16 protein-coding genes are annotated in these 16,861 nt (G+C 62.0%); 11 read left to right on the top strand and 5 right to left on the bottom strand.

What is annotated here, in order from left to right:
- Positions 1-163: 163 nt before the first annotated feature.
- Positions 164-895, top strand: coding sequence for an archaeal proteasome endopeptidase complex subunit beta (psmB, locus tag NLK60_RS05995; protein WP_254809978.1), 732 nt, complete (start codon positions 164-166; stop codon positions 893-895).
- A 3-nt stretch (positions 896-898) separates the two neighbouring features.
- Here the strand turns inward: psmB and dinB are convergent, their stop codons facing one another.
- Positions 899-2,392, bottom strand: coding sequence for a DNA polymerase IV (gene dinB, locus NLK60_RS05990; RefSeq protein ID WP_254809977.1), 1,494 nt, complete (start codon positions 2,390-2,392; stop codon positions 899-901).
- Between the two features lie 150 nt (positions 2,393-2,542).
- On the opposite strand from dinB, the gene NLK60_RS05985 reads away from it, so the two are divergent.
- Positions 2,543-3,820 (top strand): DUF8130 domain-containing protein, encoded by a 1,278-nt coding sequence (locus NLK60_RS05985; RefSeq protein WP_254809976.1) that lies wholly within the window; start codon positions 2,543-2,545, stop codon positions 3,818-3,820.
- Positions 3,821-3,941: 121 nt separating this feature from the next.
- Complete coding sequence (locus NLK60_RS05980; RefSeq protein ID WP_254809975.1) at positions 3,942-5,603, top strand: gamma-glutamyltransferase family protein; 1,662 nt, start codon at positions 3,942-3,944, stop codon at positions 5,601-5,603.
- Between the two features lie 97 nt (positions 5,604-5,700).
- On the opposite strand, the gene NLK60_RS05975 is transcribed toward NLK60_RS05980, so the two are convergent.
- Positions 5,701-6,180 carry a universal stress protein gene (locus tag NLK60_RS05975; protein ID WP_254809974.1) on the bottom strand — a complete coding sequence of 160 codons (480 nt, stop codon included), beginning with the start codon at positions 6,178-6,180 and terminating at the stop codon, positions 5,701-5,703.
- A gap of 75 nt (positions 6,181-6,255) precedes the next feature.
- A complete protein-coding gene (locus NLK60_RS05970) occupies positions 6,256-6,894 on the bottom strand; it encodes an FAD-dependent oxidoreductase (RefSeq protein ID WP_254809973.1) in 639 nt (212 codons plus the stop codon).
- Positions 6,895-7,229: 335 nt separating this feature from the next.
- Here NLK60_RS05970 and NLK60_RS05965 point away from each other — a divergent pair, with 335 nt between their 5' ends.
- The 6 genes from NLK60_RS05965 (at position 7,230) to NLK60_RS05940 (ending at position 13,718) form a co-directional block, all read left to right on the top strand.
- Positions 7,230-8,984 (top strand): 2-oxoacid:acceptor oxidoreductase subunit alpha, encoded by a 1,755-nt coding sequence (locus NLK60_RS05965; RefSeq protein ID WP_254809972.1) that lies wholly within the window; start codon positions 7,230-7,232, stop codon positions 8,982-8,984.
- Positions 8,981-9,850, top strand: a complete 870-nt coding sequence (locus NLK60_RS05960) for a 2-oxoacid:ferredoxin oxidoreductase subunit beta (RefSeq protein WP_254809971.1) — start codon at positions 8,981-8,983, stop codon at positions 9,848-9,850. The genes NLK60_RS05965 and NLK60_RS05960 overlap by 4 nt, the downstream gene beginning before the upstream one ends.
- 343 nt (positions 9,851-10,193) lie before the next feature.
- On the top strand, positions 10,194-10,970 hold the full coding sequence (locus NLK60_RS05955; RefSeq protein ID WP_254809970.1) for an electron transfer flavoprotein subunit beta/FixA family protein: 777 nt from the start codon (positions 10,194-10,196) through the stop codon (positions 10,968-10,970).
- Complete coding sequence (locus NLK60_RS05950; RefSeq protein WP_254809969.1) at positions 10,967-12,007, top strand: electron transfer flavoprotein subunit alpha/FixB family protein; 1,041 nt, start codon at positions 10,967-10,969, stop codon at positions 12,005-12,007. Before NLK60_RS05955 ends, NLK60_RS05950 begins: the two co-directional genes overlap by 4 nt.
- Positions 12,004-13,398 (top strand): FAD-dependent oxidoreductase, encoded by a 1,395-nt coding sequence (locus NLK60_RS05945; RefSeq protein WP_254809968.1) that lies wholly within the window; start codon positions 12,004-12,006, stop codon positions 13,396-13,398. The genes NLK60_RS05950 and NLK60_RS05945 overlap by 4 nt, the downstream gene beginning before the upstream one ends.
- A gap of 2 nt (positions 13,399-13,400) precedes the next feature.
- Entirely contained in the window at positions 13,401-13,718 is a 318-nt protein-coding gene (locus NLK60_RS05940) for a ferredoxin family protein (protein WP_254809967.1), read from the top strand.
- 59 nt (positions 13,719-13,777) lie between these two features.
- Here the strand turns inward: NLK60_RS05940 and NLK60_RS05935 are convergent, their stop codons facing one another.
- Positions 13,778-14,110 carry a DUF4234 domain-containing protein gene (locus NLK60_RS05935; protein ID WP_254809966.1) on the bottom strand — a complete coding sequence of 111 codons (333 nt, stop codon included), beginning with the start codon at positions 14,108-14,110 and terminating at the stop codon, positions 13,778-13,780.
- Positions 14,111-14,321: 211 nt separating this feature from the next.
- Between NLK60_RS05935 and NLK60_RS05930 the strand changes: the two genes are divergently transcribed.
- Positions 14,322-14,555 (top strand): hypothetical protein, encoded by a 234-nt coding sequence (locus NLK60_RS05930; protein ID WP_254809965.1) that lies wholly within the window; start codon positions 14,322-14,324, stop codon positions 14,553-14,555.
- A gap of 131 nt (positions 14,556-14,686) precedes the next feature.
- Here NLK60_RS05930 and NLK60_RS05925 read toward each other — a convergent pair whose 3' ends face one another.
- On the bottom strand, positions 14,687-15,391 hold the full coding sequence (locus NLK60_RS05925) for a DUF6517 family protein (protein ID WP_254809964.1): 705 nt from the start codon (positions 15,389-15,391) through the stop codon (positions 14,687-14,689).
- Positions 15,392-15,705: 314 nt separating this feature from the next.
- On the opposite strand from NLK60_RS05925, the gene NLK60_RS05920 reads away from it, so the two are divergent.
- A complete protein-coding gene (locus NLK60_RS05920) occupies positions 15,706-16,827 on the top strand; it encodes a pyridoxal phosphate-dependent aminotransferase (RefSeq protein WP_254809963.1) in 1,122 nt (373 codons plus the stop codon).
- Positions 16,828-16,861 lie beyond the last annotated feature (34 nt).

Below are 16,861 nucleotides of genomic sequence, written 5' to 3'. Positions count from 1 at the left end.
TCGCTCCTGCTTCGATCAGTGAGACGTTACCTGTAGTCTTCCCGGTGATTCCCTATCGAGTCGGCGATCTTCGGTACACAGTGACAACTGACTGTGTGAAATACCGGAACGAGGCGAGGTGACCGCCGATGTTTTATACCCTGTCGGCCGTAACACTCGTTCAATGCGAACGCCAACCCACGACTCCGAGTTTGCTCGCACGGTCGACCAACTGGCGAACGAGCCCTCGCCGTACGAGCCGGAACTCGGCTCACTCCCGCAAAACGGCTTCTCGCAGTCCGATCTCGACACCGTCAACAAGACGGGGACGACCACAATCGGCATCACGACTGCCGACGGTGTGGTCATCGCGACGGACATGCGCGCGAGCCTGGGCGGCCGATTCGTCTCGAACAAAAACGTCCAGAAGGTCGAACAGATTCACCCAACTGGCGCGCTGACGATGGTCGGCAGCGTCGGTGGCGCTCAGTCGTTCATCAAGAGCCTCCGCGCCGAAGTCAACCTCTACAGCGCCCGGCGCGGCGAGGAGATGAGCATCGACGCACTCGCCACCCTCGCAGGGAACTTCGCCCGCGGCGGGCCGTTCTTTGCCATCCATCCGATTCTGGGCGGCGTCGACGACGACGGCAGCCACGTCTACAGCATCGACCCTGCTGGCGGCGTGATGGAAGACGACTACACCGTCACCGGCTCCGGGATGCAACTGGCCTACGGCCACCTCGAGCAGTCCTACGAGCCCGACCTCTCGAACGAGGAAGCGATGACCATCGCGGCTCGTGGCATCAAATCGGCCGCCGAGCGCGACACCGGCTCCGGCAACGGCGTGTTCCTCTGTGAGATCACCGAGGAGGGTGTCGACATCCACGGACACAACGACTTCGAAGAAGTCATTTAAACCCTACCTGTCTTCGGCCGTTTTCCGGTTCGCAAACGCACCCAGTGATAGCTGTCCGTCCTCAGTTTCTACAGGAGTAGTCGGTCTTTCCTGCGAAGCGGCTTCACTCGAGTCGTTGGAATCACCTCCGCTCGAGTCACTGGCGTTGTTTCGTTCGCTCGAGTCACTGCTGTCGTTTCGTTCGCTCGAGTCACTGCTGTACTCGTGAAGTTTCCTCGAGTGTTCGGCTCCCGCGGTCGCCTCGCTCGAGTCGGTATCGGGGACTGTCGCTGCGTCCGCCGAGTCTTCGCTCCGGCCCTCAGCGTTTCGCACGTCCGCGTCTGCGCCCCCGTCTCCACCCTCCCAGCCGTCGAGACTCGCCTGGTCGACCTCGCTGAACTCGAGGTTGGCCACCTTGACGCCCAGTTTCCTGACCGGGTCGTGTTCGAACTCCGCGAAGAGGTCGCGCGCGATGTCGGCCACGAGGCCCGGGTCGTCGACGGGGCCAGGCAGGGAGCGCTCGCGGGTACTGATCTCGAAGGGAGGTGTGACGGCTTTGACGCCGACGGTTCGGTACATCGCCCCCTCGCGCTGGGCGCGCGCGGCGACGGCGTCCGCGAGTCGGTCGACGACCCCGAGTTTCGGCTCCGGTTCCTCCACAGCGCCGTCGAACGCGGATTCACGGGAGAAACTCTTCGGGAGGCCCTTGGGTTCGACCTGTCGGTCGTCCTGACCTCGTGCCTGGTCATAGAGGTCCCGACCGCGTTCGCCAAACCGGTCGACGAGGACGGCTGGGTCAGCCTCGGCCACGTCGCTCGCGGTCTCGAGTCCCATCGACCGGAGTTCGCGTGCAGTGACCGGCCCGACGCCGTGGAGTAAATCGACCTCGAGTGGACCCAGGAACGCATCCACGGTTCCCGGTTCGACCACGGTCAGCCCGTCGGGCTTATCGAAGTCGCTGGCGATTTTGGCCGCGCTCATCGACGGGGCAACGCCGATACTGACGGTGATTCCGACCTCCCGTCGGATACGGTCTTTGACGTGGCGGGCAAACCCGTCGGCGACGGACCAGGCGGTACGGTCGGTGACGTCCAGATAGGCCTCGTCGATGCTCACCTCCCGGACGACGTCCGCACAGTCGTGCAAAATAGCTCTCACGTCCTCGGCGACCGACTGGTAGTACTCCATGTCGACGGGGCGATAGTACCCCGTCTCCTCGCGAGACAGTTCGGGGTCGTCGTCCACGTCGGCCCGGCGAGGCAGACGCTCGAGCGCGCTCGCAATTCCTTGCGCGCTTTCGACGCCGAACTCGCGGGCTTCGTAACTGGCGGTCGCGACGGCACCGACGGTCTCTCCGGGTTCGTAGCCCATCCCGACGACGACGGGATCCCCCTGGAGTGCAGGTTCCCGCAGGCGTTCACAGGCGGCGTAAAAACAGTCGGCGTCGACGTGCAAGACGATGCGCTCGTCGTCGGTCTGCTCGTCCTCGACGCCGGGCAGGGAGGGTTCGTCGGCCATCGCGTTCCTTGGCTTCGCTTTCGCTGGAGCTGACGTGAACGTTGTGCTCGAGCCGCTTCGACCGGGACGGCTGCGGCTATCTGGACTAACGGTGAAACGGAAATTTGAGCTAGCTCAAGACACTTATCTGATCGTTTCGTAGACGCCAATATGAACCGACGGACGGTCGTTATGGGTGCTGGTGGGGCCCTTTCTACCGCCCTGGCAGGGTGTCTCGGCGGCCAAATCCGAAATGATGAACCCAGGGAGGGTGCTGGAAACGGCGCGAACGGGAACGGCGAATCCGAGACTGACCGCGAATCCGAATCGGCGTACACTCTCGTAATGGAGGACTCTCCACTCCGAAAGACGGGCGAGTTTGGTTCACTCGAGGTCGAACTCGTCGACCCACACATCGAGGCGGACTCGCCGGGGGTGCTCGAAGCCACGCTCACGAACGTCCACGTCGAACCCGTTCTCGCCCAGTCCGGTGGACCAGCGCCGTTCGGCATTCTGCAGGCGACGGCGACGGACGGGACCGACGAGGGTTCGACCCTCACCTTCTGGAGCGACGCCTACGAAGAGAGTTCGGTCGTCGGCACCGACGGCAAACAGGTCGAAGGCGCGGATTCGATTGCCGTGTCGGTCGAACTCGAGTCCCGTGAGTCACTCACCCGCACGTACGAACTGTATCCGTCGGCACCGAACCTCGAGACTGGCGAATTCGAAGCCACGCTCGGAACGACCCTCAGTGACGACGAGACGTTCGAGACGAGTGATTTTCTCGCCGTCGACGTTGCCATGGCTATCGAAGCGGGTGTCGAACCGGCAGACGATGGGGACGATTCCAGAGACGAGGACCGCGACCCGATTCCCGAAGTGCCGCGAGTGGACGAACCGCCCCACGAAATCGAACGGCCGCAACCGCCGGACGATCCGACCGACGAAGCCGAGTGGAACGACCACTATCTGGGCGAATCGATGGCCGAAGCACCGTCTCTCCCGTTCGAACACCTGTCGAGCGTCCCTATCGACGACCGGATGCTTTCACCTATGGAACCCGAGAACGGGCAGTACGTGGTTCGACTGATCGAGAACGAGGCGGAACGTGATCGGGTGTTCGACCTCGAGGCGATGGACCGCGGGTCTCGAGACCGACTCGAGGGAATCGACTTCGATCGGTCGTGTCTCGTTGTCGTTGAATCCGGATTCGGGTCGGGGTCAGTCAATCACGTCTGGCGACGTGTCGAGGCGGTGACCGACGGTGTGCACTTGCACGGCTACTATACAGACCCGAACGTGCGAACCGCCGACTACACGGGTCGCCACTCTGTCGTCACCGTCGACCGTCCGGCTACCGATCTCGAGTTGGCTCGAGTCAGCCTCACTGTCACAACGGATCGCCGTATCCATTTCAACTCGTCGGAAGGGCCTGTGAGCCTCGAGTAGTTTCTTTCGACTTTGGTAGTATTTCCAGAGTAAATCAGAACGAATCTCATAGCAAGCGAGAAACCGCACTTGTACTGCCGCGACGCCCGCGTTTTAGACCCTCGAGCGAAAACCTCGAGCTATGACGTACGATCTGGACCGATTCACCTCGAGACGCTCGGCAGTGCACGCCACCGGCGGGATGGTTGCGACGAGCCAACCGCTCGCGGCACAGGCAGGGCTGTCGATACTGCGCGACGGCGGCAACGCGTTCGACGCCGCCGTGGGTACCGCGGCCGCGCTCAACGTCGTCGAACCGACCTCGACTGGGCTTGGCGGCGACGTGTTCGCGCTGTACCGCACGGCCGACGGCGAGGTTGGTTCGATGCGGGCCTGCGGTGGCGCGCCTGCGGAGGCGACTATCGAGAACGTCTCCCAGTCCGTCCGCGAGCACGATGACGCCGAGTCCTGGTATCCCGAAGCGCGTGGCTATGCGGTCGATGGCGGCGACGAGAACGAGGACCTCGAGATGCCGTTTCTTGGCCCCCACGCGGTGACGGTTCCGGGGACCGCTCGCGGCTGGGAGACCACCGTCGATGAACTGGGGACGCTTTCGCTGGCCGACGTCCTCGAGCCGGCCATCCGGTACGCTATCGACGGCTATCCCGTCACGGAAGTCATCTCGTACTACTGGCAGGGAGCGCCACGGCTGTTTACGGACGATCACGCCCGCGAGGCGTACCTGTTCGAGGAGGAGCCACCCGACCCCGGACAGGTCGTCACGCTCGAGCGACTGGGCGAGTCGATGCAAAAAATTGCCGACGAGGGCGCGGATATCGTCTACGAAGGCGAGATCGGCGAGGCCATCGCCGCGGAAATTCAGGACCAGGGCGGGTTCATGACCCTCGAGGACCTGGCGGCGTTCGAACCGGAGTTCCTGGAACCGGTTTCGACCACGTACAACGGGACCGAGGTGTTCGAACTGCCGCCGAACAACCAGGGGTTGATCGCCCTCGAGGCGTTGAACATCGCCGAGGAGATCGGCGCGGGTGACCATCCCTACGACTCGCCCGAACGCGTCCACGCGTTCGCGGAGGCGATGAAACTCGCGTTCGTCGACGGCCACCACTACATCACCGACCCCGAATACGAGACGGTGCCGCCGCTAGCTTCCAAAGCCTTTGCGCGTGAGCGAGCGGCAGCGATCGGCGACACACCGATTCAGGACCCTGAGGTTGGCGTACCGACGAACGCTGCCGAGGACGCCGACACCGTGTTGCTCACCGTGGGCGACAGCGAGGGGAACCTGGTTTCGTACATCAACTCCCGCTTCGCTGGCTTCGGCAGCGGGATCGTTGCTGGAGACACCGGCATCGCCCTGCAAAACCGGGGCGCGTCGTTCTCACTCAATGCTGACCACCCGAACTCGCTCGAGCCGGGGAAACGGCCGTTCCACACGCTCGTGCCGGCCATTGCGAAGTTCGACGAGGACGACTGGGCAGCCTTTGGCGTCATGGGTGGGTATATGCAGCCACAGGGCCACCTGCAGGTCATCTCGAATCTCGTCGACTACGGGATGGGGGAACAGGAAGCGCTGGACGCGCCTCGATGGCGCTACCGCGAGGACGGGACGCTCGGCGTGGAGGAGCGACTCCCGGCACAGACCGGCCTCGTCAGAAAAGGCCACGACGTTCGCATCCTTCAGCCGTCGCTGTTCGGTGGTGCCCAGCTCGTGCGACGAACTGATGACGTGCTCACCGGCGCGACGGAACCGCGAAAGGACGGACAGGCGGTCGGCTTCTAGGCGGGACTGTTGGGAAGTAACGAGGATTTCCGGACGGTTTCGGTTACTAGAGTTTGGTCAGGTTTGGTCGTCTCGCACTCGTGGTCAGATTTCGACGTCACTCCCTCGAGTGCCGTTCCTTCCGTCGCTCGATCTTCTCCGGTTTTCGATTTCGGACGATGACGACGTCGTAGGCATTGTCGGCGGCGACGTTGGTTCCGATCGAACTGAGGGAGGTGACGATTCGGCCGGCGTTCTCGCTGCCGACGAAGACCATGGAGGCGTCGACCTCCTGTGCCATCTGTCGGAGTTTGATCGCGATGGTGCCAGCGGTCGCATATCGGTCGACAACACGATACCGGAACGTTGCACTGGGCGCGAGGGTTTCGATATCTTCCGCCAGTCCCTCCGTAATTCGGTCGAGATCGAAGGCTTCGCCGGGTTCGAGCCAGCCTCGGTCTCGAGCGTAGCCGGTGTTTTCACGGGGGATAACCGAGAGAACGACGAGAGAGTCATTGAGAACGCGCTCGAAGTCAGCGGCTCGAATGAGCGCCGCTTTCGCGAGTGGCGAGCCATCGAAGGGAACGACGAGGGTCATACGCAACCAGTGGCCCGTGAAAGAATATAAATCGTGGATATTCCCTCTCTTCGAGAAATATCCCTCGAGCCGATATTACCCGAAATTCTCGATCAACGCGTCGTCGGGGTCGCCGCCGGCAGCCTCGATGGCGTCTGCAACCTGCGTGACGAAGTCCTCGAAGCCGAAAACGTAGAACTGGCCTCCCTCGAGATGGGCCTCGATAGCTTCCTCGAGGTTCTCGTCGTCCCCGTCGTCGATGAGCGTGGTCGTGCATCCGGCGGCCTCCAGAGCCTCGAGTCGGTCGACGTGCGCCGGTTCGTCGTCTTGATAGATGACCGCGGCGTCGTGGCCGGCGGCCTTTGCGGCCTCGGCGATAGCGACTGCCGGACCGACACCGGGTCCCCCGGCGACGGCGACGACGTCCTGATTGCCCTCGTAGGCGACTTTCCCGTAGGGGCCTTCGATGGATACTGCATCTCCGGCCTCGAGTTCGGCGAGCCACGGCGCGAGTTCACCCTCGGGATCGATACCGACCGTGATTTCGAACGTCTCCTCGACGGTGGGTGAGGAAAGCGTGTAGTATCGTGTTATCTCCTCGTCGTCGGGTGTCGCTCGAAGGAGGACGAACTGTCCCGGCAGGGCCTCGAACGCGGCCGGGCTCTCGAGTTCGATTGCGATGGTCGACGGTCCGACTTCGGTGACTGATTCGACGGTGGCGTCCGTCCGGTCCATGCACGAAGTCTTCCGGCGGTCGCTTCAAAGGTGTTTGCTTCCCGGCCGCTCGAGCGAGGTTTTCCGAGTTCGTGTACTCGAATCCCATAGTAGCCATTGAAACGATTTACACACCTATCCCGACGTAGTCTTGCGGTAGGGTGTGCAATGACTTTCACTGGCTACTATACCGATGGCTTTGGCAGCGTGAATCACCCCGAGCGCAGGGGGTCGGTGGTTTGTCTTCGAATGCTGATAAACAGTTACTACAAACGAGGTTAACAATTAGCTCCGGCTACGGGTTGGGTGGGGTTTCAGAAGTCTTTTGATGCCTTACGGGCAACGTCCGTCACGACATGACCGAGGACTTAAACTGGGCAATCGGAGGCGAGGCCGGTGACGGGATCGACTCCACAGGGAAAATTTTCGCCCAGGCACTCTCCAGAGCCGGACGACACGTCTTTACGTCGAAGGATTTCGCGTCGCGGATCCGGGGCGGGTACACCGCCTACAAGATTCGGACCTCGACAGATCGCGTACAGAGTGTCGTCGATCGGCTCGACATTCTCGTCGCGCTCACCCAGCGAACCATCGACGAGAACCTCGACGAACTCCACGAGGGAAGCGCCGTCATCTACGACGGCGAGCGCTCGTGGGAGGCCGAGATTCCTGACGAAATCACTGCCGTCGACGTACCGCTAAAAACGCTTGCAGAGGAGGCAGGCGGTGCAATCATGCTCAACGTCGTCGCGCTCGGTGCTGCGTGTGAACTCACCGGCTTCGACGTCGAGTACCTCGACGAATCCCTCGAGAAACGCTTCGGCGGGAAGGGATCGAAAATCGTCGAAAACAACCGCGAAGCCGCCCGCAAGGGTCGCGATTACGTTCGTGAAAATTACGACCTGGAACTGGGCTACGACCTCGAGACGACCGACAACGACTACGTCCTGCTCAACGGTGACGAAGCCATCGGGATGGGCGCACTCGCCGCCGGCTGTCGGTTCTACGCCGGCTATCCCATCACGCCAGCGACGAACGTGATGGAGTATCTGACCGGTCGAATCGAACACTACGGCGGCCACGTCGTTCAGGCCGAAGACGAGCTATCGGCGATCAACATGGCGCTCGGTGCGGCGCGCGCCGGCGCTCGGTCCATGACGGCGACGTCCGGTCCTGGTATCGACCTGATGGCCGAAACGTTCGGACTCGTCGCCACGAGCGAAACCCCGCTCGTCATCGTCGACGTGATGCGTTCGGGCCCGTCGACCGGGATGCCCACCAAACAAGAACAGGGCGACCTGAACATGACGCTGTACGGTGGTCACGGCGAGATTCCGCGTTTCGTGGTCGCGCCGACCACCATTGCCGAGTGTTTCTGGAAGACCGTCGAGGCGTTCAACTACGCCGAGAAGTACCAGACGCCGGTCTACGTGGTCGCAGACCTCGCACTCGCGGTCACCGAACAGACGTTCGCCCCGGAGACGTTCGACATGGACGCCGTCGAAGTCGACCGTGGCAAACTCCTCGAGGACGAGGACGTCGAAACCTGGCTGGACGAGCAGGGGAGATTCCGCGCTCACGCCGCCACCGACGACGGTGTCAGCCCGCGCGCGATTCCCGGTATGACCGACGGTGCGCACATGAGCACGGGTCTCGAACACGACGAGCTCGGTCGACGAACGGAGGACACCGACGTTCGCGTCGAGCAGGTCGACAAACGCAACCGCAAGGTCGAGACGGCCAGAGCGGAAGAAGACTGGGACTACCGCGAGTTCGGCAACGAGAACGCCGACAACCTCGTCATCTCCTGGGGGTCCAACGAGGGTGCGCTCGTCGAAGCGCTCGAGTACCTCGAGGACGACGGGGTCGACGTCCGCGTCGTTTCGGTGCCATACATCTTCCCGCGCCCGGACCTGACCGACGACGTTACGGATGCCGAGAACGTAATTGTCGTCGAGTGTAACGCGACCGGCCAGTTCGCAGACGTGATCGAACACGATACGCTCACCCGCGTCGACCGCATCAACAAGTACACGGGTGTCCGCTTCAAGGCGGACGAACTCGCCGATGCAATTGCGGCGAAAATCTCTGCGGAGGCTCCAGCACAATGAGTTCCCAATCAGACGTCCGATTCACCGATTTCAAATCGGACAAACAACCGACCTGGTGTCCCGGCTGTGGTGACTTCGGGACGATGAACGGCATGATGAAAGCGCTCGCCAACACGGGGAACGATCCGGACAACACGTTCCTCGTGGCTGGCATCGGCTGCTCCGGGAAGATCGGGACCTACATGCACGCCTATGCGCTCCACGGCGTCCACGGTCGTGCACTGCCCGTGGCGACCGGCGTCAAAATGGCCCGTCCGGATATCGAAGTGATGGCCGCCGGCGGTGACGGTGACGGCTATTCCATCGGTGCCGGTCACTTCGTCCACGCCGTTCGCCGCAACGTCGATATGACCTACGTGGTCATGGACAACCGCATTTATGGCCTCACCAAAGGCCAGGCTTCGCCGACCTCGCGCTCGGATTTCGAGACCTCGACGACGCCCGAAGGGCCACAGCAGCCACCGGTCAACCCGCTTGCACTCGCACTCGCTTCCGGGGCGACCTTCATCGCTCAGTCGTTCGCGTCGGACGCGCTCCGTCACGCCGAAATCATCGAAGAGGCCATCGAACACGACGGCTTCGGCTTCGTCAACGTCTTCAGCCCGTGTGTCACGTTCAACGACGTGGACACCTACGACTACTTCCGTGACTCGCTGGTCGACCTCAAAGAGGACAGTCACGACCGTCACGACCTCGAGGCCGCCAAAGACGTCATCCTCGACAGCGACAAGGAGTACCAGGGCGTGATGTACCAGAACGAGAACTCGGTGCCGTACCACGAACAACACGGCGTCACCGAGAACATGGCCGAGATTCCCGACGGCGCACCCGAGAACGCTATGGACCTCGTCCGCGAGTTCTACTGACCAATCGTTTCGATTTTTCCTGACTCACCGTCGGCTCGAGTCATCGATCCCCGACTTCAGTCGTGGAGTTCCGCCTCGGATACGTGTGACTCTCATCGGAACGTAGTCCACTCGAGGCGTCCAGACACCGGTCACTCGTCCAGACGGTATCACTTCGAATTTTCCCCATCTCACCGTTGGGAACCGCGAGGCGGGACGGTTTGTGCCCGTTTTCCAATAGTGGTCAACTCCGTGTGGCGAATTTCGAACTTTTCACAATCACCGGCGGCATGTCTTCCCATCGTCTGGGAATCAAGGTCATTTATGATGGCTGTACGGTCCCTACGTCAACGTAGGTGAGCATATGAAATGGACAATCGTCGTCGGCGTCAAGCAAGTGCCCGACGCAGATGAGGTCGGTATCGACCCGGATACCGGTCGCCTGGACCGGGCAAATGCACCCGCCGTGATGAACCCGCCGGACAGAGACGCCCTCGAGGCGGCCCTCTCGATCAAAGACGCGGTCGACGCTCGCGTCGTCGCGATGACGATGGGGCCGCCGATGGCGACGCCGGTGCTCGAGGAAGCCGTCGCGATGGGCTGTGACGATGCCGTGCTCATCACTGACCGTGCCTTCGCCGGGAGTGACACGTGGCCGACCAGCCTGACGTTGGCGAGGGCGGCCGATTACCTCGGTGCCGACATCGTCATGGCTGGCGAGGAGACAACCGACTCCTCGACTGGCCAGGTGCCGCCGGGCATCGCCGCCCACAATGGCTGGGCACAACTGACGTACGTCGAAGACGTCGAAGCCCGACCGGAAACGAACCAACTCGTCGCCAGGCGCGACGTCGAGGGTGGGTACGAGCGCGTTGCCGCCGATCTGCCTGTCGTCGTCGCTGTCGCCTACGGCGAGTTCGAGCCACGGCCCGCGCCGTTGCACCGGAAACTGTACGCCGAAAACGATTTCGAGCCGGTGCAGTTGACTGCCGAGGATCTGGGAATCAAAGACGAGGTCGGCCTCGATGTTTCCCCAACCTCCGTTGGTGGCATGGAAACCGTCCAGCCAGTCGAACGGAAGAGCGAGGTCATCGATTCGGCTGACGATCTGGCCGACCAGATCCAGGAGGTGATGTTATGAGCGAGACACCAGCAGGGAGTGGTATCGATATCGACGACTACGAAGACGTCTGGGTGTTCATCGAGGAACACGCCGGCGAGGTCATGCCGGTCTCGTGGGAACTGCTCGAGGAAGGCAAGAAGCTCACGGACAAACTGGGACAGGACCTCGTGGCGCTGGTCATCGGCGAGGATGTCGATGACGTGGCTGAGGAGGCACTCGAGCTCGGTGCTGACCGCGTTCTCGTCGCCGACGATCCGGTGTTCGAGCCCTACCGGGCTGACCCCTACGGAGCGCAGTTCCGGGCGATGGTCGAAGACCGGAAACCGACCATCGTCCTCATCGGTGGCACCCACACCGGCCGTGACTTCGCCGGACGAGTCGCCGTTCCGGCTCACGCCGGGTTGACGGCCGACGTAACCGAAATCGATGTCGACGACGACGGCCTCTTGCAGGCCCGTCGGCCCGCCTTCGGCGGAGACATCCTCGCGACGATTCTCTGTGAGGACCACCGGCCACAGATGGCGACCATCCGACCCGGCGTCTTCGAAGCCGGCGAACGGGACGCGGACGTCGAAATCGATGACGATGTAATCACGTCTGTCGACGTCGTGGTCGACGAATCCGACACGCTCAGCGAAGTGCTCGAGCGCGAGGTCGGTGACACCGCGGATATCACCGAAGCGGAACGAATCGTTGCCGTCGGGGCTGGCGTCGAGGGTGACCTCGACCCGGCTGTCGAACTGGCGGAGGCACTCGGTGCCGACCTGGCAGCGAGTCGTGCCGCGGTCGACGAAGGCTGGATCGATGGCTCGAGGCAGGTCGGGCAGACGGGGAAAACCGTCCGACCCGAACTGTACGTCGCTATCGGTATCAGCGGTGCTATCCAGCACATCGAAGGGATGAACAAATCCGGAACGGTGATCGCGATCAACAACGATCCGAACGCGCCAATCTTCGAACACGCCGACTACGGCATCGTTGGCGACTTCGCCACCGTCTGCCCGGAGCTGACGGAGACGCTTCGTGAGCGCGACGGTATGGAGGTGAAAGCATGAGCGATAAATCTACACAGGCGGCTGGTGCGACACTCCTCGACGAGCGGGCTGGCGACGCCGCCCTCGAGGCACCGAACTACGACAACGACTTCGATGCCATCATCGTCGGGGCGGGCCTCGCCGGGAGCGCCGCGGCGCTGACGATGGCACAGCGCGGCCTCGAGCCATTGCTTATCGAGCGTGGCAAGTACCCGGGGGCGAAGAACGTCTTCGGCGGCGTGCTCTACACGCCGACGATCCGGGAGCTAACCGATCTGGATTCAGCACCATTCGAGCGCTACATCGGCGAGAAGCGCTTCAGTATGCTGAGCCACGACGACGAGACTGCTGTCTCGCTCAAACCCGGTGACTGGCACCGCGAACCCCACAACGACTCCTACACGGTATTCCGTGGGGACTTCGACGAATGGTTCGCCGAGCAGGCCGTCGAGGCGGGTGCGACCCTCGTCACCGAAACCACGGTTACGAACCTGGTCCGTGAAGGCGGCGGCATCGTCGGTGTCCAAACGGACCGGCCCGATGGTGAGATTCGCGCGCCGTACGTCGTCCTCGCCGAGGGCGGCAACTCGCTCGTGAGTGAGGGAGCAGACCTCAAGGCGAGAGAAGACCGTACAAACATCGCTGTCGCCGCGAAAGAAGTGCTCGAGTTCCCCGAGAACGACGAAGCTATCGAAGATCGGTTCCGGCTGGTTGGTGACGCCGGTGTCTCCTATCATTACTTCGGTGAAGGGGCCGTCGGCGAGGCCTACGGTGGCGGGTTCATCTACACGAACGACGACACGGTCAGTGTCGGTGTCGCTTACAGCCTCGACGACGCGGCGACCAAACGCCAGTCGCCCGAGGAGACGCTGAACCTGTTCAAGAGCCACCCGGCCGTCGCACCGTTGCTGAAAGACGCCCGAACCGTCGAGTACAGCGCGAAGACGATTCCCGAGGGCGGCGCCGAGACGATGCCCGATCTCGTCCACGACGGGGCGGTCATCGTCGGCGACGCTGCGGGCCTCGTCCTCAACAATGGCGTCCACCTCGAGGGGACGAACATGGCCGTCGAAAGCGGCTACTACGCCGGCGACGCAATCGCCGAGGCCGCAGAAAACGGGAAGACGGGGGCGTCCGCGCTCCAGTCGTACCCCGAGCGCCTCGAGAACTCGTACGTGGTGCAAAATCTCGAGCGCTACGCGTGGCTCACCGAGCGCGTCGAAGAGGACCGTGATCTGCTGTTCGAACAGCTACCGCGGGCGATTGCGGACGCGAGCACCGAGTACTTCCGGATGGACCGCTCCCCGAAAGCGACCCACGCGAAAGCCGCCAAACAGCGGATATTCGAGACGCTGGGTGGCTGGAAAGGCGCAACGAAACTGGCCCTGCGATACCGTAAACTGGTGAGATAACAATGAGTGCAACCCCACAGGTTCCGACGATGCAAAACGACTCGATGGAAGACCGACTGTACACGGTGTCCTACGACGACCCCGGTGAGTCCCACCTCGACGTGAAGGTCCCGGACATCTGTACGGACTCGTGTGAAACGAGTGATTGTATGGCGGTCTGCCCTGCCGACGTCTGGCGTCGGGAGGATACCGACGATCTGCCGACCATCGCCTACGAGAACTGTCTCGAGTGCTCGAGTTGCCGGTTTGCCTGCCCGTACGACAACGTCAGCTGGGAGTATCCGACGACGGGGTCGGGTGTCACGTACAAGCGTGGATAGCGCAAGCGAACGTGGCGCCGTTCGGCTGTGCTCGTTTCTGTTCTAATTGGGTTGGGTCGTTACTGGGATGCGACGGAATTAATCCCACTCTGGACCCAATACCAAGAGATTATCGGGAAGAAAAGGAACAAGAGGAAAACGGGTATTGCACCCTGCTCCGTAACAGCCTCGCCCGCGTTGGAAATCTGCCAGAATGCGATAATGTTCACGACTGGAATGACTGCCAAGATTGGGGTTAGGCTCTGGTCTGTTCCCTGATCGAGGGTGTTTGCCGTTTTGTACGTCCAGTAAATCGTATACAGGCCAAGTGTGATTATCGCGAGGAGGGCCTGCATCCCGAGCGACCCTTCTTTGAATGCCGATCTGTCCGTAACTTGTGGTGTTGCAGACATGCAAGTCGTACATTAAACTCAAGCCTTATGTAATTACGTGAATTTTTAACCGCTGACAGAACAAGCGAATCCCTTCGAGGTCGAACCCTGGGCCAGTTAACAACGGCAGAGTTCCGAACAAATAGTCCGTTCACCTCTGTTCCCGTTCAGTGGGAATCATCTGCGATATACATGACTGTGTGAACCGTAGGCACGGACGAGGGCTCCGACCATGACCGACACACTCACTTCCCGGCCTGGCACAACTCGTATCGGCTCCATCGAATCAGCAGCCGTTGCGGCATACGACGCACTCGAGGCGGAGGGCTGCACCGACATCGAAACCTCGCTTCCACACCAGACTCGAGGCACCTGGATCGTTCCGGCGACGACCGATGACGGTCGCTACCACGTTCACATCGACCCGAAAACTGGCTCGACGCGAGTCAGTAAGCGCCGAGAGTAACTTCGGAGCGAGATTTCGGGGGTCTCGAGTAGCTCGACGAGAGCAACGTGGCGACGACTTCTTCCGTAACTTGTATGTAGCGACTGGATTTCAGCGGTCGTCTTCTCGAGTCCATCCTGCCTCGAGCCCCCTCACAACCCGTCGTCGATACCTTCGTCAGTGTTCGCCTCCGGAATGCCGCGGTCGCCTTCCGGTGGATGCTCGACGGACTCCATCAGGTCTTCGATGAGAACCCCTTCGTCGGCGAGTTGTCTCGGGAACCCTCCGAATACGATGATAACGTCATCCCGGTGGGTGAACGTGGTGATCCAGAGGAGCAACTCGATGGGCTCACCCTGTATTCTCGTCTCGGAAATGAACTCCTCGATGATCCGCGCCTCACCAAGCATCGGGAGCGAAAATGAGTCGCCAGTCGGTTGTGGCTGGGCGATGTCGTCGAACTCCGAATCGACTTCGTCGCCAAACTCCTCGAGCAGTTCTCGCGGGGTCATATCGGCGAAGGGATTGATCGGTGAGCCGGCGACTTCGATTTTGGGCATGGAGAGGCACGCGAAGATAGCTGCTTCCTGACTCTGGCCCTGAATCGTGACGTCGTTCGTGTAGGTCCCAGACCACGCGGCGGCACCGATATCGCGCTCGCCGATCGTCTCGCCGATTCCTAGCCAGCCCTGATCGCTCAGTTCGTAGCCCGTCCGTTCGAGGGCCGGTTCCGACGGCAAAATCGGCTCGGCGATGTACTCGAGTGATTCGTCGCCCAGCACGAAGCCGATGCAGCCAGCAGTCGCCGACACCAGTCCGGTACACCCGGCGGCGAGTGCTGTTCTCCGATCCATCATTGTCGGGTACATATCAGACCGGGAGTAAATGTGTTCCGGCTGGCACTCGAGTGTCCGTTTTCGCTCGAGTGGCCTCTCAGATCACAGAAATGCAAGGAGGAAGCCCACGACTTCAGTCGTGTGTCGATGACACGATCGGCTGGGCCTGCTCGTATACAGTCCCGGGGCCTGTCAGCCAGGTTCGTGGTCTATAGGCGGTGCAGGACGAGAACCCCGACCCTTGAGGTCGGGGTTGTTGACTGAACAGGTCTTGATCTTGCACTCTTCGCCGGCACGTATCAACAGTTATCGGGGTGGCCCACGCGCATATGGATATGGCGGAGTTTTCCACCCGTGTCGAGGCGGTATCGATCAGCGGCATCCGCGAAGTGTTCGAAGCGGCCGGCGACGATGCGATCAACCTCGGCATCGGACAACCTGACTTTCCGACGCCCGATCACGCCCGACAGGCTGCCATCGACGCCATCCAGTCGGGAGACACCGACGCCTACACCTCCAACAAAGGCATTCTCCCGCTCCGGGAGGCTATCTCGAGCGCGTACGACCGCAACTACGGCATCGACGTCGACCCGAACGACGCTATCGTGACTGCAGGGGGCAGCGAAGCGCTTCACCTGGCGCTCGAGGCACACGTCGACCCCGGTCAGGAAGTCATCTTCCCGGATCCCGGATTCGTCGCGTACGATGCCCTGACGAAACTGGCTGGCGGGACCCCCAAACCGGTCGACCTTCGAGCGGACCTGACACTCGACCCCGCTGCCGTCGAGGCGGCGATCACCGACGAGACGGCCGCCTTCGTGATCAACAGCCCCGGGAACCCCACGGGTGCCGTCCAGAGTGAGGCCGACATTCGCGAGTTTGCTCGGATTGCCGACGAACACGACGTCCTCTGTATCTCCGATGAGGTGTACGAACACATCGTCTTCGAGGGCGAACACCACTCGCCGCTCGCGTACGCGAACACGGACAACGTGGTCGTCGTGAGCGCCTGCTCGAAAACGTACTCGATGACCGGCTGGCGGCTGGGCTGGGTCATCGGCTCGAATCGACGCATCGAACGCATGCTTCGGGTCCACCAGTACTGTCAGGCCTGTGCCTCCGCCCCGGCCCAGTACGCCGCCGAAGCCGCGCTCTCGGGTCCACAGGATTGTGTCACAGAGATGCGTGAGTCCTTTCAGGAGCGCCGCGACGTCGTCCTCGACGGCCTCGAGGATGCGGGTCTCGAAGTACCGACCCCCCAGGGCGCGTTCTACGCGATGCCGAAGGTACCCGAGGGCTGGTGTGACGAAGTCCTCTCTCGAGGCGTCGTCGTCGTTCCCGGAGAGGCCTTCGGCGCGAACGGCGAGGGCTACGCCCGCCTCTCGTATGCGACAGGCATGGAGGACCTGAAAGACGCGCTCGAGATTATGCACGCGGCCACGGACGCGGTTCGGTAAGTCGGTTTCCAGTTGGGTACGAAGGTCGGTTTCC

Origin of the sequence: Natronosalvus amylolyticus (assembly GCF_024298845.1) — an archaeon.
GTDB lineage: Archaea > Halobacteriota > Halobacteria > Halobacteriales > Natrialbaceae > Natronosalvus > Natronosalvus amylolyticus.
This window is presented reverse-complemented; position numbering and strand designations above follow the sequence as displayed.

Bases quoted from the DNA above. Each gene is read 5' to 3' on its own strand.
- psmB (WP_254809978.1), top strand. From the start codon at position 164: ATGCGAACGCCAACCCACGACTCCGAGTTTGCTCGCACGGTCGACCAA.
- dinB (WP_254809977.1), bottom strand. From the start codon at position 2,392: ATGGCCGACGAACCCTCCCTGCCCGGCGTCGAGGACGAGCAGACCGAC.
- NLK60_RS05985 (WP_254809976.1), top strand. From the start codon at position 2,543: ATGAACCGACGGACGGTCGTTATGGGTGCTGGTGGGGCCCTTTCTACC.
- NLK60_RS05980 (WP_254809975.1), top strand. From the start codon at position 3,942: ATGACGTACGATCTGGACCGATTCACCTCGAGACGCTCGGCAGTGCAC.
- NLK60_RS05975 (WP_254809974.1), bottom strand. From the start codon at position 6,180: ATGACCCTCGTCGTTCCCTTCGATGGCTCGCCACTCGCGAAAGCGGCG.
- NLK60_RS05970 (WP_254809973.1), bottom strand. From the start codon at position 6,894: ATGGACCGGACGGACGCCACCGTCGAATCAGTCACCGAAGTCGGACCG.
- NLK60_RS05965 (WP_254809972.1), top strand. From the start codon at position 7,230: ATGACCGAGGACTTAAACTGGGCAATCGGAGGCGAGGCCGGTGACGGG.
- NLK60_RS05960 (WP_254809971.1), top strand. From the start codon at position 8,981: ATGAGTTCCCAATCAGACGTCCGATTCACCGATTTCAAATCGGACAAA.
- NLK60_RS05955 (WP_254809970.1), top strand. From the start codon at position 10,194: ATGAAATGGACAATCGTCGTCGGCGTCAAGCAAGTGCCCGACGCAGAT.
- NLK60_RS05950 (WP_254809969.1), top strand. From the start codon at position 10,967: ATGAGCGAGACACCAGCAGGGAGTGGTATCGATATCGACGACTACGAA.
- NLK60_RS05945 (WP_254809968.1), top strand. From the start codon at position 12,004: ATGAGCGATAAATCTACACAGGCGGCTGGTGCGACACTCCTCGACGAG.
- NLK60_RS05940 (WP_254809967.1), top strand. From the start codon at position 13,401: ATGAGTGCAACCCCACAGGTTCCGACGATGCAAAACGACTCGATGGAA.
- NLK60_RS05935 (WP_254809966.1), bottom strand. From the start codon at position 14,110: ATGTCTGCAACACCACAAGTTACGGACAGATCGGCATTCAAAGAAGGG.
- NLK60_RS05930 (WP_254809965.1), top strand. From the start codon at position 14,322: ATGACCGACACACTCACTTCCCGGCCTGGCACAACTCGTATCGGCTCC.
- NLK60_RS05925 (WP_254809964.1), bottom strand. From the start codon at position 15,391: ATGATGGATCGGAGAACAGCACTCGCCGCCGGGTGTACCGGACTGGTG.
- NLK60_RS05920 (WP_254809963.1), top strand. From the start codon at position 15,706: ATGGCGGAGTTTTCCACCCGTGTCGAGGCGGTATCGATCAGCGGCATC.